The 22,287-nt window shown below is 62.8% G+C and carries 17 protein-coding genes and 3 pseudogenes; 7 read left to right on the forward strand and 13 right to left on the reverse strand.

The features are described 5' to 3' along the window. Positions 1-84: 84 nt before the first annotated feature. The 6 genes and pseudogenes from PCOSP_RS20120 to PCOSP_RS20145 all read right to left on the reverse strand — a co-directional run. Positions 85-972, reverse strand: a pseudogene (locus PCOSP_RS20120) (cache domain-containing protein); the annotation flags it as partial. A gap of 54 nt (positions 973-1,026) precedes the next feature. Further along, positions 1,027-2,343 carry a Na+/H+ antiporter family protein gene (locus tag PCOSP_RS20125; RefSeq protein ID WP_464711975.1) on the reverse strand — a complete coding sequence of 439 codons (1,317 nt, stop codon included), beginning with the start codon at positions 2,341-2,343 and terminating at the stop codon, positions 1,027-1,029. Between the two features lie 241 nt (positions 2,344-2,584). Continuing rightward, a complete protein-coding gene (locus PCOSP_RS20130) occupies positions 2,585-3,898 on the reverse strand; it encodes a sensor histidine kinase (RefSeq protein ID WP_464709400.1) in 1,314 nt (437 codons plus the stop codon). Next, the gene (locus PCOSP_RS20135; RefSeq protein WP_139644633.1) at positions 3,895-4,563 is read right to left on the reverse strand and encodes a response regulator transcription factor; all 669 of its coding nucleotides are present in this window, start codon (positions 4,561-4,563) and stop codon (positions 3,895-3,897) included. The genes PCOSP_RS20130 and PCOSP_RS20135 overlap by 4 nt, the downstream gene beginning before the upstream one ends. Continuing rightward, complete coding sequence (locus PCOSP_RS20140; protein WP_139644635.1) at positions 4,563-4,874, reverse strand: PepSY domain-containing protein; 312 nt, start codon at positions 4,872-4,874, stop codon at positions 4,563-4,565. Before PCOSP_RS20140 ends, PCOSP_RS20135 begins: the two co-directional genes overlap by 1 nt. Then, complete coding sequence (locus tag PCOSP_RS20145) at positions 4,874-5,182, reverse strand: PepSY domain-containing protein (RefSeq protein WP_464709401.1); 309 nt, start codon at positions 5,180-5,182, stop codon at positions 4,874-4,876. Before PCOSP_RS20145 ends, PCOSP_RS20140 begins: the two co-directional genes overlap by 1 nt. Before the next feature lie 238 nt (positions 5,183-5,420). On the opposite strand from PCOSP_RS20145, the pseudogene PCOSP_RS20150 reads away from it, so the two are divergent. The 5 genes and pseudogenes from PCOSP_RS20150 (at position 5,421) to codA (ending at position 10,892) form a co-directional block, all read left to right on the forward strand. Further along, positions 5,421-6,498, forward strand: a pseudogene (locus PCOSP_RS20150) (patatin-like phospholipase family protein). Between the two features lie 83 nt (positions 6,499-6,581). After that, on the forward strand, positions 6,582-6,938 hold the full coding sequence (gene queD / locus PCOSP_RS20155; RefSeq protein WP_003203918.1) for a 6-carboxytetrahydropterin synthase QueD: 357 nt from the start codon (positions 6,582-6,584) through the stop codon (positions 6,936-6,938). A gap of 325 nt (positions 6,939-7,263) precedes the next feature. Then, positions 7,264-8,094 (forward strand): alpha/beta fold hydrolase, encoded by an 831-nt coding sequence (locus PCOSP_RS20160; protein ID WP_464709402.1) that lies wholly within the window; start codon positions 7,264-7,266, stop codon positions 8,092-8,094. A gap of 264 nt (positions 8,095-8,358) precedes the next feature. After that, on the forward strand, positions 8,359-9,630 hold the full coding sequence (gene codB / locus PCOSP_RS20165) for a cytosine permease (protein ID WP_464709403.1): 1,272 nt from the start codon (positions 8,359-8,361) through the stop codon (positions 9,628-9,630). Between the two features lie 14 nt (positions 9,631-9,644). Next, the gene (gene codA, locus PCOSP_RS20170) at positions 9,645-10,892 is read left to right on the forward strand and encodes a cytosine deaminase (protein WP_175363721.1); all 1,248 of its coding nucleotides are present in this window, start codon (positions 9,645-9,647) and stop codon (positions 10,890-10,892) included. A 172-nt stretch (positions 10,893-11,064) separates the two neighbouring features. Here codA and PCOSP_RS20175 read toward each other — a convergent pair. Next, positions 11,065-12,052, reverse strand: a pseudogene (locus PCOSP_RS20175) (diaminopimelate epimerase). 179 nt (positions 12,053-12,231) lie between these two features. Between PCOSP_RS20175 and PCOSP_RS20180 the strand changes: the two are divergent. After that, positions 12,232-13,383, forward strand: a complete 1,152-nt coding sequence (locus PCOSP_RS20180) for an MFS transporter (protein ID WP_464709405.1) — start codon at positions 12,232-12,234, stop codon at positions 13,381-13,383. A 62-nt stretch (positions 13,384-13,445) separates the two neighbouring features. Here PCOSP_RS20180 and PCOSP_RS20185 read toward each other — a convergent pair whose 3' ends face one another. The 6 genes from PCOSP_RS20185 to PCOSP_RS20210 form a co-directional block, all read right to left on the reverse strand. Next, positions 13,446-15,884, reverse strand: coding sequence for a TonB-dependent siderophore receptor (locus PCOSP_RS20185; protein ID WP_464709406.1), 2,439 nt, complete (start codon positions 15,882-15,884; stop codon positions 13,446-13,448). A 98-nt stretch (positions 15,885-15,982) separates the two neighbouring features. Next, the gene (locus tag PCOSP_RS20190) at positions 15,983-16,966 is read right to left on the reverse strand and encodes a FecR family protein (RefSeq protein WP_464709407.1); all 984 of its coding nucleotides are present in this window, start codon (positions 16,964-16,966) and stop codon (positions 15,983-15,985) included. A gap of 66 nt (positions 16,967-17,032) precedes the next feature. Next, positions 17,033-17,527 carry a sigma-70 family RNA polymerase sigma factor gene (locus PCOSP_RS20195; protein ID WP_464709408.1) on the reverse strand — a complete coding sequence of 165 codons (495 nt, stop codon included), beginning with the start codon at positions 17,525-17,527 and terminating at the stop codon, positions 17,033-17,035. A gap of 684 nt (positions 17,528-18,211) precedes the next feature. Continuing rightward, positions 18,212-18,652 carry a carboxymuconolactone decarboxylase family protein gene (locus tag PCOSP_RS20200; RefSeq protein WP_041020941.1) on the reverse strand — a complete coding sequence of 147 codons (441 nt, stop codon included), beginning with the start codon at positions 18,650-18,652 and terminating at the stop codon, positions 18,212-18,214. Positions 18,653-18,755: 103 nt separating this feature from the next. Then, a complete protein-coding gene (locus PCOSP_RS20205) occupies positions 18,756-20,198 on the reverse strand; it encodes a mechanosensitive ion channel domain-containing protein (RefSeq protein WP_464709409.1) in 1,443 nt (480 codons plus the stop codon). 172 nt (positions 20,199-20,370) lie between these two features. Next, entirely contained in the window at positions 20,371-21,237 is an 867-nt protein-coding gene (locus PCOSP_RS20210) for a pirin family protein (RefSeq protein WP_139644651.1), read from the reverse strand. Positions 21,238-21,344: 107 nt separating this feature from the next. Here PCOSP_RS20210 and PCOSP_RS20215 point away from each other — a divergent pair, with 107 nt between their 5' ends. Further along, complete coding sequence (locus PCOSP_RS20215; RefSeq protein WP_175386785.1) at positions 21,345-22,253, forward strand: LysR family transcriptional regulator; 909 nt, start codon at positions 21,345-21,347, stop codon at positions 22,251-22,253. Positions 22,254-22,287: the final 34 nt, after the last annotated feature.

The raw sequence follows: 22,287 nt of genomic DNA on the forward strand, positions 1-22,287 counted from the left end.
GTCGGTGATCTGCCGCACCAGACCATGGATCTTGTCGACGAAGCGGTTGAACGAGCCCGCCAGTTGGCCGAGTTCGTCCTGGCTGGTGATCGCCAGGCGCCGGGTCAGGTCGCCCTCGCCCGCCGCGATGTCGTCGAGGTTGTCTTTCATCAGGTGCAAAGGTCGCAGGATGGTGTTGGCCAGCAGCACTCCCACCACCGCAATCACCAGCAACACCACGGCGGCGATGCCGATGATGCTCAATATCACGCCTTGTACACGCTCATGGACCTTGGCTTCCACCAACGCCACCTGGGCTTCGATGCCGTCCAGGTTGACCGAACTGCCGACCGCCATGTCCCACTTGGACAGGTATTCGGTGTAACCGAGTTTGGGCACCAGGTCCTTGCTGTTGGGCAGTGGCGAGCTGTATTCGAGGTAGTGGGTCCCGTCCTTGGCGACTTTCACCAGGTCACGATTGACGTAGACCCCGTTCGGGTCGCGGTTGTCCTTGAAGCTCTTGCCCACGCCGTCGGGGCTGTTGGCCTTGAACAGGCGCACGGTTTCGGAGTCGTAGCCGAAGAAGTAACCGTCCTTGCCGTAACTGATGCTCGACAGCAGCTTGATGGCCTCGGCCCGCGCCGCGTTATCACCGGGAGCCGCCGCATCGTAAAGCGGCTTGATGGCGGTCAGGCCCACCGCTACGTAGCTCTGCAGCGTCGCCTTGGCGTCGCTGAGCAAGCGTTCGCGGGTCTGCTGGACCTCTTTATCGGCCTGCTCCTGCAGGATGAAGGCCGTGGTCAGACTGATGATCGCCGCAGACAACAGTACCGGCAATACTGCCAGGGACAGAACTTTAGCCTTCAGGCTCAGGCGCATGCTGGTCACCCTTGTTGGTGTTATTGGCGTGGTTAGCTGTATTAACGGCAAGCTTGGGGAAAACTGTAGGGCAATCTCAAAAGCATCGCGAGCAGACTCGCTCCCACAGGACATGCATTCCGATGTGGGAGCGAGCCTGCTCGCGATGGAAGCGTCTCGGTTTTCGGACTACAGCACCATCGCCGCCACCCAACCAAACGCCAGTAACGGCAGGTTGTAGTGGATGAAGGTCGGGACCACGGTGTCCCAGATATGGTGGTGCTGGCCATCGATGTTCAGGCCGGAGGTCGGGCCGAGGGTCGAGTCCGAGGCAGGCGAACCCGCATCGCCCAGGGCACCGGCGGTGCCGACGATGCAGACGATCGCCAGCGGGCTGAAGCCCAGTTGCAGGCACAGCGGCACGAAAATCGTCGCCAGGATCGGTACAGTGGAGAACGACGAGCCGATGCCCATGGTCACCAACAGGCCCACCAGCAGCATCATCAGCGCGCCGATACCCTTGTTGTGGCCGATCCAGGCCGCCGAGGCTTCCACCAGGCTCTGCACTTCACCGGTGGCCTTCATGACCTCGGCGAACCCCGAGGCGGCGATCATGATGAAGCCGATCATCGCCATCATTTTCATGCCTTCAGTAAACAGGTCGTCGGTCTCGCGCCAACGCACCACTCCCGACAGCGAGAAAATCAGGAACCCGGCCAGGGCACCGATGATCATCGAATCCACCAGCAACTGAATCGCGAACGCCGCTGCCACGGCGAGCCCCGCCACCATCAGGCTCATCGGGTTGTAGCGCACCGCCACCTGCTCGACCCGAGCGATTTTCTTCAGATCGTAGACACGCTTCTTGCGGTAGTTGAACAACGACAGCAGCAAGCCGAACACCATGCCCAGCGCCGGGATGCCCATGGCGTGGGTGACATTGATGCCGCTGACATCCACGCCGCTGCGGGCGATATTGGCGAGCAGGATCTCATTGAGGAAGATATTGCCAAACCCCACGGGCAAGAACATGTAAGGGGTGATCAGGCCGAAGGTCATGACGCAGGCGATCAGCCGGCGATCCAGTTGCAGCTTGGTCAGCACGTAGAGCAGCGGCGGCACCAGCAGCGGAATGAAAGCGATGTGGATCGGCAGGATATTCTGGGACGCGATAGCAACCGCCCCCAGCAAGCCGATCAGCACCCACTTGATGCCGGAACCACCGACGGCGTCCTGGCGATCCACCAGGGCCAGGGCCTTGTCGGCCAGGGCGTGGGCCATGCCGGACTTGGCGATCGCCACCGCGAAAGCGCCGAGCAAGGCGTAGGACAACGCCACCGTCGCACCGCCACCAAGGCCCGCGTTGAACGCCTTGAGCGTCGCCTCGATGCCCAGGCCGCCGGTCAGGCCACCCACCAATGCGCCGATAATCAGCGCGATCACCACATGCACGCGGGACAGGCTGAGCACCAGCATGATGCCAACCGCGGCAATTACTGCATTTATCATCGTTACCTCAAGGCGCAGTGGTGGAAAGCCACCGGAAAAAAGGCGGGGACTTTGCAGCAAGCGGCGGCAAGCTGCAAGGGCCATGCGGCGGGTTTCGAGGTGTTTTCAATATTCAAAATCACCACAGCCCCCCTGTGGGAGCGAGCCTGCTCGCGATGGCGGTGTATCAGATTGCATCAAGGTGACTGACCCGACGCCATCGCGAGCAGGCTCGCTCCCACAAGGGAATTCGGCGCGATCAGCGCCGCGGCAGCTCGATCAGGACTTTCAGCCCGCCCCACTCGCTGTCGTGCAGGGTCAGCATCCCGCCCCAGGTGTCGACGATGTCCCGCACGATACCGAGTCCCAGGCCGTGGCCGTCGGTCTGCTCGTCCAGGCGCGTGCCCCGGCTGAAGACCTGGTCGCGCCTCTCCTCGGGGATGCCCGGGCCGTCGTCTTCCACCGCCAGGATGAACGCCCCGCTCGTCTCGGTCACGGTCAGGCGCACTTCGGCATCCGCCCATTTACAGGCGTTGTCCAGCAGGTTGCCCAGCAGTTCCAGCAAGTCTTCGCGATCCCAGGGCAGGTGCTGCCCTGGCGCGGCGACATAGCTCAGGTGCAGATGCTCGCCGTGGATCATGTTCAGCGTCGCCAGCAGCCCTGGCAGTTCCGCATCGCAGTCCAGCTGCGCGCCGGGCAAGGCATCACCGGCCAGTCGCGCACGGTTGAGCTCACGGTTCAGGCGCTGTCGCACCTGCTCCAGTTGTTCGAGCAGCAACGTGCGCAGTTCGGGGTATGGGTCGAGTTGTTCGTTCGAGGCCAGGCTCTGCAACACCGCCAGCGGAGTTTTCAAGGCATGGCCCAGATTGCCCAGGGCATTGCGCGAGCGCTTGAGACTGTCTTCGGTGTGGGCCAGCAGATGATTGATCTGCGCCACCAGCGGTTCCAGCTCAAGGGGCACCTGCTCGTCGAGTTGCGAGCGTTGTCCACGCTGCAACTGCGCAATCTGTTCCCGGGCTTTCTCCAGCGGGCGCAAGGCGCGGCGCACCGTGAACCGTTGCAACAACAGGATCAGCAACAGCCCCGCCAGGCCGAGGCCGAGGCCAATCTGCTGCATGCGCAGGAAACTGTCGCGCACGGGGGTGTAGTCCTGGGCCACGCTGATGGAAATCGACTGACCCAGGCGTCGATAGTCGGTGCGCAATACCAGCAGTTGCTGGCCTTCAGGCCCCAATTGCAGGTTGGCGTGCAGACCCGGATGGTCGAGACGGGGCAGTTCCTGGTCCCAGAGGGAGCGGGAGCGCCAGTGCACGTCGGCGAAATCGATGCGGAAATAATGCCCGGAGAACGGCCGCAGATAGGCCGGCGACAAACGCCGCTCATCCAGTTGCAGCCCCTGGGGTCCACGCACCAGGGCCACCAGCAGGCTTTCGCTGTCGTTGCGCAACCCGGCTTCCAGATAGCGCTGCAGTCCCAGCTCGAACAGCCACAGACTGGTCTGCGCCAGGACCAGGCCGACCACCACCATCACACCGATCAGGCCCAGGCTCAGCCGGCGCTGAATGGACCTCACCGGCCCTGTCCGCCGAACAGGTAACCCTGGCCACGACGGGTTTCGATCACGCTGCGGCCCAGCTTGCGTCGCAGGTGATTGACGTGGACTTCCAGCACATTGGAATCACGCTCGGTTTCACCGTCATACAAATGTTCGGCGAGATGGCTCTTGGAAAGAATCTGCTCGGGGTGAAGCATGAAATAGCGCAGCAGGCGAAACTCAGCGGCGGTCAGTTGGATGTCCGCGCCGTCGCGAACCACACATTGCCGCCCCTCATCCAGATGCAGCCCGGCGGCCTGCAGCGTCGGCTGGTTGGCCTGGCCATGGGAGCGGCGCAGCAACGCCTGGATCCGCAGGTGCAGTTCCTCGGGATGAAAGGGTTTGGTCAGATAATCGTCGGCACCGGCCTTGAGGCCCTCGATGCGTTCAGCCCAGGAGCCGCGGGCGGTAAGGATCAGCACCGGAGTACTCAGGCCGCCAGCGCGCCATTGGGCCAGCACCTCGAGCCCCGGCACACCTGGCAGGCCAAGGTCGAGGATGATCAGGTCATAGGGTTCGCTGCTGCCCTGATACACCGCGTCGCGACCGTCGGCGAGCCAGTCGACGGCGTAGCCCTGTCGTGTCAGCCCGGCCATCAACTCATCGGCCAGGGGAACGTGATCTTCCACCAGAAGCAGGCGCATCAGTCTTCCTTATCTTTGAGCAAGCGGCCGGATGTGGCCTCCAGGTCCAATTCGCGCACAACGCCGTCGGTATCCAGCAGCTCGACCTCATAAATATAGACCCCGTGTTTCTCTTCCAGCTCGGCCTCCAGCAACTTGGCGCCGGGGTGCAGATCCAGCGCCTGTTGCAGCAACTGCTCCAGCGGCAGTATCACGCCCCGCTGGCGCAGTTGCAGGGCCTCGTCCTGGTCCAGGTCCCGCGCCATGACCACCGAACAAAACGCCAGCAGCACCAGCGGCCATGGACTGCGGGCGCAGAGATTAAGCTTCATTAAGTATCCTGATGATTCTTGAGCACCTTGCCGGTAACGGCGTCCAATTCCATATCCCATTCAACGCCCTGGGGATCGCGCAGCTCCACCTGATAGATGAACTTGCCGTACTTTTCTTCCAGCTCGGTATCGGTCAAGGTGGCGCCAGGGTGTTTGGCCAAGGCGGCAGCGTTGAGTTTTTCAAAGGATTGAATGGTACCAGCGTCTTGCAGTTTTCGGGATTCGTCGGGGCCGAGGTCCCGTGCGTGGGCAAGGCTGGCGCCCAGGGCCATGAGCGTTGCGATGAAAAAGGCAGTCAGGCGGTTCAAGGGTTATCTCCTTTTTATAATCGTCACGGGGCGACTGTAGCCGGGGGAACTTAACTGAAACTGAATTGCCATCATGGAACACAGATCAACGACCGTGCCCTGTGGAAGCGTGCCTGCTCGCGATGGCGGTGGGTCAGTCACTTTATTGCAATCTGATACGCCACCATCGCGAGCAGGCTCGCTCCCACTGGGGGTTGTGTCGCTATAATCCGTCGTTTGCCCACGCCAAGAGACCGGTATGACCGCCATCCACATCAAGTTTCCCGCCCTCACCCTCAAGGCCGGCCCCCGTGCCCTGGCGCGGATTCGCGAAGCCGGTCTCAAGGCGGCCGACGTTGGCATCCTGCCAGGCGCCGCCGGTGGCCCCAAGGCCCTGGGCATCCAGGGGCTGGATCTGGCGCTGTTTGGCGAATGGCTGCCCGCCGCCCCCGGGAACGTTCGTTGATCGGGGCCTCGGTGGGCTCCTGGCGCTTCGCCAGCGCCTGCCTGCCGGATGCCGCCGAAGGCATCCGACGCCTGGGTACTTTGTACAACGGCCAAAGTTTCGCCAAAGGCGTGACCATGGCCGGGGTCAGCCAGAGTTCGCAGCGCATGCTCGACGACCTGCTCGAAGGCCGCGACGCGACGATCCTCGCCAACCCCATTACCGGCTCAACATCATGGTCGTCAAAAGCCACGGCTTGCTCGCGCAGGATCATCGCGGACGGCTGGGCCTGGGCTTGTCGTCAGTGATTGCCGACAACCTGCGGGGCCGCGCGCGGCTGTCGCGGCATTTCGAACGGCTGATCATCCACGACCCGCGCCTGGCACCGCCGCTGCATCCCCTGAACGACTTTCCGTCACGCTTCGTGCCGCTTGCGGCCGGCAATCTACGCCAGGCGTTGCTGGCCTCGGGCTCGATCCCGATGGTGATGGAGGGGGTGCGCGACCTGCCGGGCGCCGGGGCCGGTACCTACCGCGACGGCGGCTTGCTGGACTATCACCTCGACCTGCCCTACAGCGGCGAAGACATTGTGCTGTATCCCCATTTCACCGACCGGGTCATTCCCGGCTGGTTCGACAAAAGCCTGCCATGGCGCCGGGGTAACGTTGAGCGCCTGCAAGATGTCCTGTTGGTGGCGCCGTCCCGTGAGTACCTGGCTCGCCTGCCCTACGGCAAGCTGCCAGACCGAAACGACTTCAAGCGTTTCATGGGCGATGACGCGAGCCGCCGCACCTATTGGCGCACGGCGATGGACGAGAGTCGCCGCCTGGGTGACGAGTTCCTTGAGCTGGCGGCCAACGGTGGGCTGGGCGAGCGTTTGCTGACCCTTTAGTCAGCATGAGCGCGCAACGCCGGAGCCAAACTGATAAACTCCGCCGCCTGCCTCGCGACCGCTACCTTAAAGAGCCTGAACCTGTGGAAATCTTCAAAGAATTCACCTTCGAATCCGCCCACCGCCTGCCCCACGTACCGGACGGCCACAAGTGCGGCCGCCTGCACGGCCACTCGTTCAAGGTGGCGATTCACCTGAGCGGCGACATCGACCCGCACACCGGCTGGATTCGCGACTTCTCGGAAATCAAGGCGATCTTCAAGCCACTTTACGAGCGTCTGGACCACAACTACCTCAACGACATTCCTGGCCTGGAAAACCCCACCAGCGAAGTCCTCGCCAAGTGGATCTGGAATGAGCTCAAGCCATTGCTGCCGGAACTCAGCGCCATCCGCATCCATGAGACGTGCACCAGCGGTTGCATCTATCACGGCGAGTAACCCGCAGTCCCAACCTTGAACAGACTTTTGTGGTGAGGGGATTTATCTGTGGCGAGGGGATTTATCCCCGCTGGGCCGCGAAGCGGCCCCAAAATCCAACATCAGTGCGTCAGGTTGATTCGCTTCGTATCTTTGGGGCGCGCTGCGCACGCCAGCGGGGATAAATCCCCTCGCCACAGATAGCCCCCCTCTCCACAGATAAATCCCCTCGCCACAGATAGCCCCCCTCTCCACAGATAAATCCCCTCGCCACAGATGTGTTTCCCCAGGAAAACTGCACTGGCCTATGCTCTATCCCCTGCCCCCCTTCAGTGGAGCATCGACCATGACCGACTGGCCGCTGGATCAGGCATACACCTTCGACGGACACGCCATTCGCTACGCCATACACGGTGACGGCCCGCCATTGGTATTCGTCCATGGCACGCCCTTTTCGTCCTACGTGTGGCATCGAATCGCCCCGCTCTTCAGCGCCACCCATCGGGTGCATTATTTTGACCTGTTGGGTTATGGCCAATCTGCGCAACCCGATGCCGATGTCTCCCTCGGCATCCAGAACCACCTGCTCGCGCAACTGCTGGAGCATTGGGGCCTGGACTGCCCTGACGTGGTGGCCCACGACTTTGGCGGCGCCACCGCCCTGCGCACGCACCTGCTCAATGGCAAAAACTACCGCAGCCTGACGCTGATCGATCCGGTGGCGCTGTCGCCCTGGGGTTCACCCTTCGTCCAGCATGTGCGACAGCACGAAGCAGCCTTCAGCGGCCTGCCCGATTACATTCAGCGCGCCATCGTGCCGACGTATATCCGGGGCGCGATCAAGCGGAACATCCCGGACGCAGAACTGGCGCCCTACGTGCAGCCGTGGCTCGGCGAGACCGGCCAGGCCGCGTTCTATCGGCAGATTGCGCAAATGGACGAGCGTTACACCCGCGAGGCAGAGAGCCTGTATTTGAGCGTGCGCTGCCCGACGCAGATACTGTGGGGCGAGGATGACCAATGGATTCCCATCGAGCGCGGCCGGGCGCTGCACTCATTGATTCCAGGCGCGCAATTCCACCCGGTGCCGAACGCCGGGCATCTGGTCCAGGAAGATGCGCCGGAAGCCATTGTGGCGGCGATCTTGCGATTCCTGTCGTTGCCTCGCCCTCTCTGAGTATTCCAATCCCCTGTGGGAGCGAGCCTGCTCGCGATGACGGCCTATCAGTTGAAACGGATGTGACTGATCCGGCGCCATCGCGAGCAGGCTCGCTCCCACAGGGGAATGCGAACCGTGTTCCAACTTGAATCACCGCTGCACCACTTTCACTCCCCGCCCGCCTCCATTTCTCCGGATTGTCTATAAATAACCTCGCGATCATTCGCTTGGCACGACCGCTGCACGCTTGCGACATTTCCCCTCCTGCGCAAGGACCGCCACATGACTCAGAACGATCCGGGCAACGACTATCCGTTGAGCGAAGTCCCGATGCATGCCCGCAAGGGCCTGGCTTCCACGGCCATGGTGCTGCTGGGTTTCACCTTTTTCACCGCCACGATGTTTGCCGGCGGCAAGTTGGGAGTCGCGTTCGGTTTTGCCGAGATGCTCACCGTGATCGTGATCGGCAACCTGCTGCTGGGGCTCTATGCCGCGGGACTGGGTTACATCGCGTTCAAGAGCGGGCTCAATTCGGTGCTGATGGGCCGGTTCTGTTTTGGTGAGGTCGGCAGCAAGCTCAGCGACCTGGTCCTGGGGTTCACCCAGATCGGCTGGTACGCCTGGGGCACGGCGACCGCCGCGGTGGTGCTGGGTAAATACTTCGGGTTGAGCGAAGGCGCCGTGCTGGGGCTGATGGTGCTGTTCGGCCTGGGGTTCTGCGCCACGGCCTACGTCGGTTATCGCGGGTTGGAGATCCTTTCGTACATCGCCGTGCCGGCCATGATGTTGCTGCTGATGCTGTCAATGTGGGTCGCGACGGTGAAAGTCGGTGGTCTGGAGGGCCTGTTGGCGGTGGTGCCCACGGGCAGCCTCGATGGGTCCACCGCCATCACGCTGGTGTTCGGCACCTTCGTCAGCGGTGCCACCCAGGCGACCAACTGGACTCGGTTTTCCCGCTCGGCGAAAGTCGCGGTGCTGGCGAGCCTGATGGGTTTCTTTCTCGGCAATGGCCTGATGGTGTTGATTGGCGCTTACGGGGCCATCGTCTACCAGCAGCCGGACGTGGTTGAAGTGCTGCTGTTGCAGGGCTTCGCCATGGCAGCGATGGCGATGCTGCTGCTCAACATCTGGAGCACCCAGGACAACACCATCTACAACTTCGCCGTGGCCGGTTGCAACCTGCTGCGCACCCGGCGGCGCAAGACCGTCACCCTGGGCGGCGCCATGATCGGCACCCTGCTGGCGCTGCTGGGCATGTACGACATGCTGGTACCGTACCTGATCCTGCTGGGTACGGTGATCCCGCCCATTGGCGGCGTGATCATGGCGGATTTCTTCTTCCGCTGGCGCGGGCGTTATCCACGCCTGGCCGATGCACGGCTGCCCGCCTTCAACTGGCCGGGGTTGCTGGCTTATGGGCTCGGCACCGTCGCGGCGTTCAATTCGCCCTGGGTGGCACCGCTGGTAGGAATCACCACTGGCGCGCTAACGTATGTGCTATTGATCGGCGTCATGGGTACCCGGACCACCAACGCGCCACTCCAAGACCTATAAAAAGGATTCGCCCGATGCACATCATCAACGCCCGCCTGCGCAACCGCGAAGGTTTGCATGAACTGCACCTGGAAAACGGCCTGATTGCCAGCATCGCCCGCCAGACCGAAGCCCCCAGCCTCGGCCCGCAGGACCTTGATGCCGGCGGCAACCTGGTGGTACCCCCTTTCGTCGAGCCGCACATTCACCTGGACGCTACCCTTACCGCCGGCGAGCCGCGCTGGAACATGAGCGGCACCTTGTTCGAAGGCATCGAGTGCTGGGGTGAGCGCAAGGCCACCATCACCGAAGAAGATACCCGGACCCGCGCGACGAAAACCATCCAGGCCCTCGCCGCCCATGGCATCCAGCACGTGCGCACCCACGTCGACGTCACCGACCCTGCACTCACCGCCCTCAAGGCCATGCTGGAAGTGCGCGAGCAAAACCGTCATCTGATCGACATGCAGATCGTCGCGTTTCCCCAGGAAGGCATCGAGTCCTACCGCAACGGCCGCGAGCTGATGGAAGAAGCCATTCGCATGGGCGCCGACGTGGTGGGCGGTATTCCGCACTTCGAATACACCCGCGACCAGGGTGTCAGCTCGGTGAAATTCCTGATGGACCTGGCCGAACGCACCGGCTGCCTGGTGGACGTGCATTGCGACGAAACCGACGACCCGCATTCACGCTTCCTTGAAGTGTTGGCCGAAGAAGCCCGCAGCCGCGACATGGGTGCCCGGGTCACCGCCAGCCACACCACGGCCATGGGTTCCTACGACAACGCCTACTGCGCCAAACTGTTTCGTCTGCTGGGGCACTCGGGCATCAGCTTCGTCTCCTGCCCCACCGAAAGCATCCACTTGCAGGGACGCTTCGACACCTTCCCCAAACGCCGCGGCGTCACCCGGGTCAACGAACTGCTGGAAGCCGGGATGAACGTGTGTTTCGGCCAGGACTCCATCGTCGACCCGTGGTATCCCCTGGGCAACGGCAACATCCTGCGGGTACTCGAAGCCGGCCTGCACATCTGCCATATGCTTGGCTATCGCAACCTGCAAAGCGCCCTCGACCTGGTCACCGACAACAGCGCCAAGGCCATGGCCCTGGGCGACCGCTACGGGCTGGAACCCGGCCGCCCGGCGAACCTGTTGATCCTGTCGGCGGACAGCGACTACGAAGTGATCCGCAGCCAGGGGCTGCCGCTCTACTCGATTCGCAACGGTGAAGTGCTGATGAAGCGACAGATGCCGGTGGTGGAGTTTGGGCCGCAATTGGGCTGAGCGATCCGACGATAGCGGTCTGGCCGTTGACCGTGAGGTGGCTGGCCCGACGCTATCGCGAGCAGGCTCGCTCCCACATTGGATCTTCAGCGGCCATACCTTTTGTGTCCGCCGCATCCCCCTGTGGGAGCGAGCCTGCTCGCGATAGCGTCATCAGCCGCACCGCAGGACGCTAAAGAAGCCGAGCCGTCCCAAACAAACTGACCCGTACCAGCTCCCCGCCCGCCTCTGTCAGCAGGATCGGCGCCGTCCCCCCGGCATCACCACACTCACCGGCCCTGCTTTCACCCAACCCACCCGCCACGCGGCGCTGGCCACCGCACTGGCGCTGGTGCCGGAAGAAGCGGTCGGTCCTTCGCCCCGCTCAAACACGCGGGCGGCGATCCGTCCTTCGGCCTCGAGCCAAGCCCATTGCAGGTTCACCCCGCCGGGCATGGAACTCCGGCACCACCAGGCATGGCATAAGCGATGCGGGTCAAGCTTTGGGAAAGTGCCGGGGCGCGCATCTGCGCGTTGCTCGGCAGCGCTTCGGCGCTGTCCACCAAGGTCACGCAATGTGGATTGCCCATGCTCACGAACTGACTGTTGCCCCACGCTGGGTTCAACGCTTGCAGTAGCGCCACTCGGCTGACTTCACGCTGATTGAAGCGCACGCTTTCCGTCGTTTGGGCAGCGACGGCCAGCGGCCCGAACAGCGGTTGTCCCAGGTTCAGCCAGAAGCCCTGCGTGCCTTCGAACTCAGCGGCACGAACCGACGTTTGCAGCGGCGACGCGCCTGCGTGTTTGTCGTGATGAACCTGCAACACACAGTCGTCCTCTCCCGGCATCAAGCCTTGCGCCTGCAGGGCCTGGGAGAAAATCGTCAAGCCGTTGCCACTGCGCTCGGCCAGGGTACCGTCGGTGTTGACGATCAACAGGTCGAAGGGCGGTTGGTCCTGGAACGGTCCGATCAGCAGCCCGTCGCTGCGATGAGCCTTGGCGCCCGGTGGTTTCTCACCCGGCGCCCAGGCGCAAAACCCATGCACCGCAGCCGCTGCCCAGGACTCACGGGCCTGTGCCGCCTGGGCCGCCGATGGCGGCAGGTCCACACCTTGGGCACGGACCTGTTGCGGTGAAACGACACCATAGATATTGCCGCGTGCATCATAGAACTGCGTCATGAATCGGGTCCGGAATCAGCCAGCAAGGGCGCCACTGTATGCTGCCCTGGCCCGTGGGAGCAAAGCTTGCTCGCGATGCAGCACCCTCGGTCGGCACCTAGAGGTCGCCGTGAGGTCAGTGGATATGCCAGCATAGGGTTCCCACCTGCATCACAGCATCGCAAAACCAAGGACGATTCATGACTGCCATCACGCCCCCACCCACGTTTGTTCCCGGACGCCTGGAACAGATGTCCACCCGCATCGCCTATCTCATCGCCGGCGTCGGCATTGCCGCCTGGGCGCCACTGGTGCCTTACGCCAAGGTGCGGGCGAACCTGGATGAAGGCACCCTCGGCCTGCTGCTGTTGTGCCTGGGGGTAGGGTCGATCCTGGCGATGCCGATTTCCGGCGCACTGGCGGCGCGGTTTGGCTGCCGACGGGTGTTGAGCGGTGGCACACTCCTGATCTGCCTAGCGTTGCCTTTGCTGGCGACGATGAGCACGTTTCCCTGGCTGGTGGCCGCGTTGTTCCTGTTCGGCGCCGGGCTCGGTACGGTGGACTCGACCGTGAACCTGCAAGCGGTGATCGTCGAGCGGGCCAGTGGCAAGACCATGATGTCGGGCTTCCATGGCATGTTCAGCCTCGGCGGGATCATTGGCGCGGCCGGCGTCAGCGCCTTGCTCGGCCTCGGGCTGTCGCCACTGGGCGCGACGCTGGTGGTCAACGGGCTGCTGCTGGTGGCGCTGTTCAAGGCGGCGCCGCACTTGCTGCCTTACGGCAGTGAAAGCTCGGGCCCGGCGTTCGCCGTTCCCCACGGCGTGGTGTTGTTTATCGGCATCCTGTGCTTCATCGTGTTCCTCGCCGAAGGGGCGGTGCTGGACTGGAGCGCAGTGTTCCTCGCCTCCGAGCGCGGGGTCGAGACCGCCTACGCCGGGCTGGGTTATGCCGCATTCGCGCTGACCATGACCGTCGGCCGCCTGACCGGCGATGCGGTGGTGCATCGCCTGGGCGCCCGACGGGTGATCATCTATGGCGGCACCACGGCCGCACTCGGTTTCCTGCTGGCCACCCTGGCGCCGATGTGGCAGGCGGCGCTGTTGGGTTGCGCGTTGGTGGGAGCTGGCTGTTCGAACATCGTGCCGGTGTTGTACACCGCCGTCGGCAAGCAGACCTTGATGCCCGAAGCGATTGCCGTACCGGCCATCACCACCATCGGCTACGCCGGCATCCTCGCCGGTCCGGCGCTGATCGGATTTATTGCCCATGGCAGCAGCCTGAGCGTGGCCTTCGGGCTGTTGGCGTTGTCGCTGGTGGGCGTGGCGCTCAGCGGGAAGATCCTGAAAGTCTGAATGTTTCCGGAACCCTTGTGGCGAGGGGATTTATCCCCTCGCCACAGAAGCAGATGTGAAACTTAAAACCCCACACTGGCCTGCACGAAGAACGTCCGCGGGGCGCCGGCGTAGATCCCCGAGTTGTTGTCGCTGGAGCGGGTGTAGTACGGGTGATCGAACAGGTTTTTCACCCCGGCACCGAGTTTCAGGTTCGACAGTTGTTCACCGAAGTCATAACCCGCGCGCACGTTCCACAGCACGTAGCCTGGCATGTCGCCGAACTGTCCGTCGGCGCTGCCATCGGTGTGGTAGTTGTTGCTGAAGCTGCCATCGGCATTGACGCTGTTGCCCGGTGAGCGCTGTTTGGACTGGGCAAAGGCATCGAGGTTGTAGGTCCAGCGATTGACCTCATAGCGCAACCCCACGTTTGCCACCTGGCGGGAATAGAACGGCAGGTCACGCCCCTTGAAGCTCGGGATTTCACCTTCGTAGGTCGCCCGGGTGTAGGTGAAACCGGCATTGGCGCTCAAGCCTTCGAGGCGTGGGTCCAGCGCGGCCAGGTCGTAATGCACCGAGGCTTCCAGGCCCTGGTGCTTGGTGGCGCCCATGTTGGTCCAACCCACGTCGTTGCTGATGTATTGCAACTCGTCGTCGAAGTCGATGTAGAACAGCGTCACTTCCCCGCCCCACACGTCATCGTTGTAGCGTGTACCGATCTCGTAGGTCTTGGCCTTTTCCGGACTCAGGCCGTTGGCGGTGTTGTTGCCCTCGCCGCCTTGGCCGAGTTGGAAATATTGCAGGCTGCCGAACGAGGTTTCGTAGTTGGCGAACAGCTTCCAGGCATCGGACAGGTGGTACATCACGCTCAGGGCCGGCAGCGGCTCGTTGCTGTCGATGCTGCGACGCTTTTCCTGCACCGGACGGCCGGCGGTGTCGAGCACCGGGCGATCGTGCCACTGCGTGCTGATGCTTTCGAAGCGGATGCCCGGGGTGATGGTCCATTTGCCGACGTCGATCTTGTCATCGACATAGACCGCGTGGGCCTCGGTGCCGCCGGTGCGGTCCTGATAGACATGGCCGTCGGAGCCCGGACGCACCACTGGCTGGTTATCGCGCAGCGCCAGGCGACTGGCTTCTTCGTGCATACCTTCCTTGAGGTAGCGATAACCGACGCTGGCTTCCTGGGTGGTGGCACCCAGGTCGAATACATGGGACACCCGGGGCTCGATGCCGAAGGTGTAATACGTGCGCGGATAGGACACCAACGTGCGCTGGTCCCGGGCGGCAATGGTGCTACCCCGGTAGCTGTCAGAGTAATACGTCAGCACCTCGGCCTGGGTACGGTCGCTGATTTCCCGGATCCACTTGAACGAAATGTCCTTGCGCCGGCCGCTGAAATTGTCCCAGTCGCGGTCGGACTGGTACGGGTCGGCGTCGTACTGCGCCTGGGTCAGTCCGCCAGGCATGTCAGCTCGGGCATCGTAGTAATGCAGGTTCAGCGAGAAATCGTCCACCTCGGTGGGCGCCCAATGGGTCTTGAGGATGACGTCGTCGATGTCGTTGCCATTGTTGCTCTGGCGATAACCGTTGCCGTTCACACCCGAATACAACAGCGCAATGCCCAAGCCGTTATCCGCAGTGCCACCGAGGAACGCCGTGTCGATGTGCTTCCAGCCGCCGCGCTGGGAGGTTTCCAGGGTCGTGCCGATTTCGCCGGTGGCCTTTTCCGGGATCGCGCGGGTCACGAAATTGATCACCCCGCCGACGTTCTGCGGCCCGTAACGCACAGACCCGGCGCCGCGCACCACGTCGATGCTGTCCAGGTTGCCCGACGAGATCGGGGCCATGGACAGTTGCGGCTGCCCGTAAGGCGCAAACGCCGCCGGCACGCCGTCGATCAGGACCGTGGAGCGTGGCGACAACCGTGACGTGAGACCGCGCACGCCAACGTTCAGGGCGATGTCGCTGCCACCGGTGCCGTTGGCGTCCTGCACCTGCACGCCCGGCACACGCCGCAACACATCGCCGACATTCATGGCGCCCTGCTCCACCATCGCTTCGCGGCGGATCACCGTCCGCGCGCCAGGGTGGTTCTGCACCACTTCGGCGTTGGCATCCCCGAGCCAGTCGCCCACCACCTGGATCTCGGTAGCGTCCAGTTCCATCGGGCCGCTGGTGGACACCGATGGCGCCGGCAGCACGGTCACCGAACCTTCATCGAGTTGGTAGCGCAGCCCGCTGCCCAGCAGCAGTTGGCGCAAGGCCGCTTCCGGCGACAGGTTGCCGTCCACTGCCGGGGCCTGTTTGCCGGCCACCAGTTCCGGACTGAAAAACACCTGCAACGAGGTCTGCTGCCCCAGCTGGCTCAAGGCCTGGCCCAGCGGCTGCGCCTGGATATGAATAGCGGTGGCGACCTGATCGGCGAAAGCCTGGGGCAGCGCGGCGCTGACAGCCAGGGTCAAGGCCAGCGGCAGCCAGTGTGCAGAAGTGCGGTTGTTGTTTTTGGCGGAGGTTTTCACGTCGAACCTTGTCCTGTCGAATCGCAAGAATACGCGTCTGTTAATGCAAACCAGTTGCAGTTGGACAAGAAGACGAAGAACTCGAAAAAAACCTGAATCTATCGTGCAATTATTTCCTGGCTGCCGTCGTCCAGGGTACGAACGGTCACCGGCAGGATATTCGGCAAGGCCTTGATCAGCGCTTCGGGGTCGTCCGCGCGAAATACGCTGCTCAGGCGCAGGTTGCCCACCGCCGCAGTACCGACCCGCAGGGGTTTGGCCCGATAACGGGAGACTTCTTCGGCCACGTCCCTCAGCGGTGCGTTGTTGAACACCAGCTTGCCGTTGCGCCAGGCGGTGAGTTCATCGGGGTTGATCGCATAAGGTGCAGCGACCTTTCCCTGGGCATCGATCCGGGTACCGAGCCCCGCCGTAAGACTGACGAACTGAGCCGGCGGCGCATTGCGCCCCTGGACCTTGACGCTGCCCTGCCCCACCGCAACCCGGGTGTGGTCGGCATCGCGGCGCACGTCGAAGCGCGTGCCAGTCACTGTCACCTGGCCGTTGCCCGCCTCCACGGTGAATGGCCGACCGGCGTCATGTTCGACGCTGAACAAAGCCTCGCCTTCGACCAGCTCCACACGCCGTTGGTGGTGGGCCAATTGAATCCGCACCCGACTGTGGCTGTTAAGGTCGATCACCGAGCCGTCCGGCAAGGCGATGTGCCGGCGTTCTCCCAAGGCCGTGGCAAATTCGGCGCTGTAATCGGTGGGAGAACTCAGGCCGCTGAACAAGCCCAATCCGACTGCCACCGCCAGCAGGCCGGCGGCCACGGCATAACGCAGCAGGGGGCGGCGCTTCGGCCGTACGGCAGGACGTTCGCACAGTGCTTGAAGGCGCTCCTTGGGCACCAGATCCGTGGCACTCCAAATGCCTTGCAACAATTGGATTTCGTCGCGATGGGCGGAGTGCTCATCCAGCCAGGCCTGAAAATGCTGACGCTCCTCGACGCTCATGGCCGGGGCTTGCAAGCGTACGAACCATTGCGCCGCATCGTCGCGAAGCCTGTCCCGCCCGCACGGGCATTCACGGCTATCGGTCATGGAAGGTCCTAGGGTTCGAAGTGGCCGGGGTCAAGTGGTCGGATTCAGCCAGGAGAGCACGAGAGGTCATAGATCACCGTCCAGGCGATCACGCAGATGCCGCAGGGTGCGGATCATATACTTTTCCACCATGTTTTTTGACAGCCCCAGGCGCTCGGCGGTTTCCGCCTGGGTCAGGCCTTCGATCTTCTGCCAGACAAACACGGTGCGGCAGTTGGCCGGCAGCTCGGCAAGCGCCCGCTCGATGGAGTCCGCCAGCTGGATCGCGTGCATGAAATGCTCCGGGTCGCTGGATAATGACTGACTGTGGTCGACCGCCTCCTCCATGGCGCCCCGTCGATCTTCGCGCCGATAGCCATCCACTGCAATGTTGCGTGCCGTCTGGTGCAGATAGGCCCGTGGCTGCTCGACTCCGGCCGAATTGGCCTCGAGCACCCGCACGAACGTATCGTGAGCCAGATCCTCGGCCTGCTCGCGATTGCGCAGGCGCCGGGTCCAGGTCCCGATCAACTCTTCGTAATGCTCGAAAAAGCCGGGTTTGCGGGGCAACTTGAGGGTCATTACAGCGCGCTGCGGGAACGGGATGGGAATAGTAATATTTCCCATTAATATGAAGCAAACGGATTGCAGTGCCTGTCATCCGAAGCTTCGTTTCCCCGAGACAGACTCTGCTCGCTCCCTCAGCGTTTATGGCGGGCTGGGCTTGTGGTTACCCCGGACCCCATGTGGGAGCGAGCCTGCTCGCGATGGCGGCAGCACAGTCAACATCGCCGCAAGCTGAACCACCGCTATCGCGAGCAGGCTCGCTCCCACATTGGATTCGGGATGTACGCAACATTTGCAAACGCCACCTGCCCCTGTGGGAGCCGGGCTTGCCCGCGAAGGCGGCGGCACCGTCAACATCGCCGCAAGCTGAATCACCGCTATCGCGAGCAGGCTCGCTCCCACGCTGGATTCGGGATGTACGCAGCATTTGCAAACGCCACCTGTCCCTGTGGGAGCCGGGCTTGCCCGCGAAGACGGCGGCACAGTCCACATCGCCGCAAACTGAACCACCGCTATCGCGAGCAGGCTCGCTCCCACATTGGATTCGGGGTGTACGCAGCATTTGCAAGCGCCACCTGCCCCTGTGGGAGCCGGGCTTGCCCGCGAAGGCGGCGGCACGGTCAACATCGCCGCAAGCTGAACCACTGCTATCGCGAGCAGGCTCGCTCCCACAGGGTATTTCGAGCGTCTATGGACGCTTCACGCCTCGGGCATCTTACGGAAGCCCACTGCCAGGCGGTTCCAGCCGTTGATGGCGTTGATGGCGACGGTCAGGTCGACCATTTCCTTGGGGTTGAAATGCTCGTTCAGCAGTTCATAGTCGGCGTCCGGCGCATGGGTGTCGCTCAGGCGGGTCAGGGCTTCGGTCCAGGCCAGCGCGGCGCGCTCGCGAGGGGTGAAGAACGGAGCTTCGCGCCAGGCGGTCACGGCGTACAGGCGACGCTCCGTCTCGCCGTCCTTGCGGGCATCGGCGGTGTGCATGTCGATGCAGAAGGCACAGCCGTTGATTTGTGAGGAACGCAGCTTGACCAGTTCGAGCAGGGACTTCTCCAGGCCCAGTTTCATGACAGCGTTCTCCAGGGCCAGCATGGCTTTGAAGGCGTCGGGGGAAGCGGTGTAGAAATCGATACGCGGTTGCATGGTGTGCTCCAGAACAATGGGGTGTGGCGCTACGTTAGCCCCAGGCTGGCGCGGTACAAATAGCCAATTATTGGGAAGTTCGAGTTACCAATGGGCAGGTTGTTCAGGCCCGGCTGCGCAACCAGTGCAGGAAGCGTTTCTTGGCCACCGGCTTGGGAGCTTCGCGGATCAGGTTCTGGGCGAGGTTCATCCGTACATCCAACAGGTTCTTCATGGCGTCGTTGATGTCGTGACGGGCGTCGAGGCAAGGCTTGAGGTAGTCCTTCTCAATGCGATAAAGGGTGCAGAACGTCTTGGCCGAAAAGTTTGCCAGCGCGGCCAGGTCGGAAATGATGCCGGCTTCGCCAATCACTTCCCCCGGCCCCATGCGCCCACCTTCGAACACTTGGCCGTTGCGCACCATGGTCACGCTGACCACGCCGGACTCGATGATGAACAGATGATCGCTGACTTCGCCGGACGGCAGAATCATCTCCCCCGCGCGAAAGGTCTGCAGGGTCATGTTCTGGCTGAAGGTCTCTTTCTCTTCCTGGCGCAACGTCGAGAAAATGCTCGAGCTGTCCAGCAACGCCCGGGGTCGTGACGAACCGCTGGCCGAGGCGCTTTCGCTGTCGGACAGGAGACTGATCCCCGACGCCCGCAGGTGCCGGAACGCCAGGTCGAACAGTTGATTGCGGACCTCGCGCTTCTGGGCTCGCGTGGCAACGAAACCGCTGATTTCATATTCCGCCCCGGCGCTGCTGGAACTTTTCAGCGTTACGCAAGGGGCCGGGACAGCGAGCAAGGCGCGGCAGCCGATCATGGCGCGCTCCAGCGCCTCGATCACTTTCTGTGGCCGGGCGTGGGGGCTGATCTGAACGCTGATGGCCAACCCGTGCACATCGCTGGGCCGGCTGAAGTTGATGACCTTGGCCTTGGCCGCCAACGAGTTGGGAATCACCGCCATGCTGCCCTGGGCGGTCTGCAAACGCGTGGCACGCCAGTCGATGTCGGTGACCCGGCCCTCGGTGCCGTCGATGGAGATCCAGTCATCGAGCTGATAAGGCTTGGTGGTGTTAAGCACGATGCCGGAGAACACGTCGCTGAGGGTGCTTTGCAAGGCCAGGCCGACGATGATCGCCATCGCGCCGGACGTCGCCAGCACCCCCTTGACCGGCAGATCCAGGACATAAGCCAGCGCGGCGATCACGGCGATCAGGAAGATCACCGCACCGAGCAGATCCTGCAACAGCCGCCCGGTATGACCGACCCGTTGCATCATCGCCGCGCCGATCAGCACCGTCAGGGTCCGTGCAGCGAACAGCCACCAGGCGATCTGCAAACCGGTGGCCGCCAGGTGCCGCGGTACATCGTCGACCCACTGTGCCGGCTCCATGGGGTTGAGGCCTTCATTGAACAGCAGCATGCTGAACAATGAAAAAATCACCAGCCGCCCGCCTATTTTCCAATAGGACCGCTGCGCATTGACCAGTCGCCACAACAGCATGTCGAGCACAAGCAGCACCAGGGCGCAGAGCAGCGGGTGATTGGTGATCAGAGACAGCATGGGACAGCTCCAGGAAGGCCATTGGCGAGAAGATTGGCACAGATGAACACGCCGTGGAATCAGCACACCCCATGTGGGAGCGAGCCTGCTCGCGATGTCGGTTGATCCGTCAACGCTTCAGCAACTGGCGGACCGCTATCGCGAGCAGGCTCGCTCCCACAGGGAACAGCAATCAAGCGTCCATCTGGCCGAACCGTCCGGAGTGGAAATCGTTGAAGGCCTGGTGGATTTCCTGCTCGCTGTTCATCACGAACGGGCCATGGCCAACGATGGGTTCGTCGATGGGCTCGCCGCTGAGCAACAGCACCACTGCGTCGTTATTGGCGTGCAGGGTCAACTGGTCGCCGGCCCGGTCGAACAGCGCCAGTTGCCCGGCCTCGATCCGCTCGCGGCCGTTGGCCTGGACTGTGCCATGTAACACCACCAGGGCCGTGTTGCGGCCTTCGTGCAGGTCGAGGGTCAGGCTCTTGCCGGCGTTCAAGCGGATATCCCAGACATCGATGGGTGTGAAGGTCTTCGCCGGGCCTTGTTGCCCCTCGAAGGTCCCGGCGATCAGGCGCAGTCTGCCGGCGTCGTCCTTCAGTTCAATGTTCGGAATGTCATTCTTGAGCAGCGTCTGGTAGCCGGCCGGGGCCATCTTGTCCTTGGCGGGCAAGTTGACCCATAGCTGAACCATTTCCATGAACCCACCCTGGCGGGCGAAGGCTTCTGAATGAAACTCTTCATGGATGATCCCGGAAGCGGCGGTCATCCATTGCACGTCGCCCGGACCGATCTTGCCGCCGCTGCCGGTGGAATCCCGGTGTTCCAGTTCGCCCTGGTAAACGATGGTCACAGTTTCGAAGCCCCGATGCGGGTGCTGGCCGACACCGCGACGCTCAGTGGTGGGGGTGAATTCGTTTGGGGCCGCGTGGTCCAGCAGCAGGAACGGGCTGATGTGCTTGCCCAGATTGTCGTAGGAAAACAGCGTGCGTACCGGGAAGCCGTCGCCGACCCAATGGGGCCGCGGGCTGGTGTAGAGGCCAATGAGCTTTTTCATGCTGCGTCTCCCAATCAGGTGTTGCGATTCGATGGGTACAGATTAAAACTGAGACCTTTGGTGCACTAGACTGCAAAAATCGGCTTTAGCGTTCTATCTGGAGAACGATCATCGAAGACCTGAACACCCTTTATTACTTCACCCAGGTGGTCGAACACCACGGCTTCGCTGCTGCCGGCCGGGCGCTGGACATGCCCAAGTCCAAGCTCAGCCGACGCATCGCACAGCTGGAGGAGCGCCTGGGCGTGCGGCTGATCCATCGCACCAGCCGGCATTGTTCGTTGACGGAAATCGGTCAGGCCTATTACCAGCGTTGCCTGGCGATGCGGGTCGAGGCCGAGAGCGCCGCCGAAGTAATCGAACGCAACCGCTCCGAACCCCAGGGGCTGGTGCGCATCAGTTGTCCGACGGCGTTGCTCAACAGCTGGGTCGGACCGATGCTGACCCGCTACATGATCCGTTACCCACGGGTGGAGTTGTTCATCGAGAGCACTAACCGCCGGGTCGACCTGATTCACGAAGGGTTCGATATCGCCTTGCGGGTGCGCTTCCCGCCGCTGGAGGACACCGACATGGTGATGAAAGTGCTGGGCAAGAGCACCCAATGCCTGGTGGGCAGCCCGATTTTTCGGGAGCGCCTGTCCTCCCCAGCGTCCCCGGCCGATCTCAACGGTTTGCCCAGCCTGCACTGGGGGGCGGCGCAACGGGAATATCAATGGGAGTTGTCGGGGCCGGACGGCGCCAGCGCGCTGATCCGCCACGCGCCACGCATGGTCACCGACGATTTGCTGGTCCTGCGCCAGGCGGCCCTGGCGGGAATCGGCATTGCCCACCTGCCCCACGTGCTGGTCCGCGATGACCTGGCGGCTGGGCAACTGGTGGAGTTGGTACCGGGCTGGGCACCGAAATGCGGGATCGTCCATGCGATCTTCGCGTCACGCCGCGGGTTGTTGCCGTCGGTGCGGACGTTGATCGATTTTCTGGCCGAGGAATTCAGCCAGAGTGATATGGCGTAGCGCAGTGTCATCGCTTTTTGTGGGAGCTGAGCTT

This window comes from Pseudomonas sp. MAFF 730105 (genome assembly GCF_055380705.1).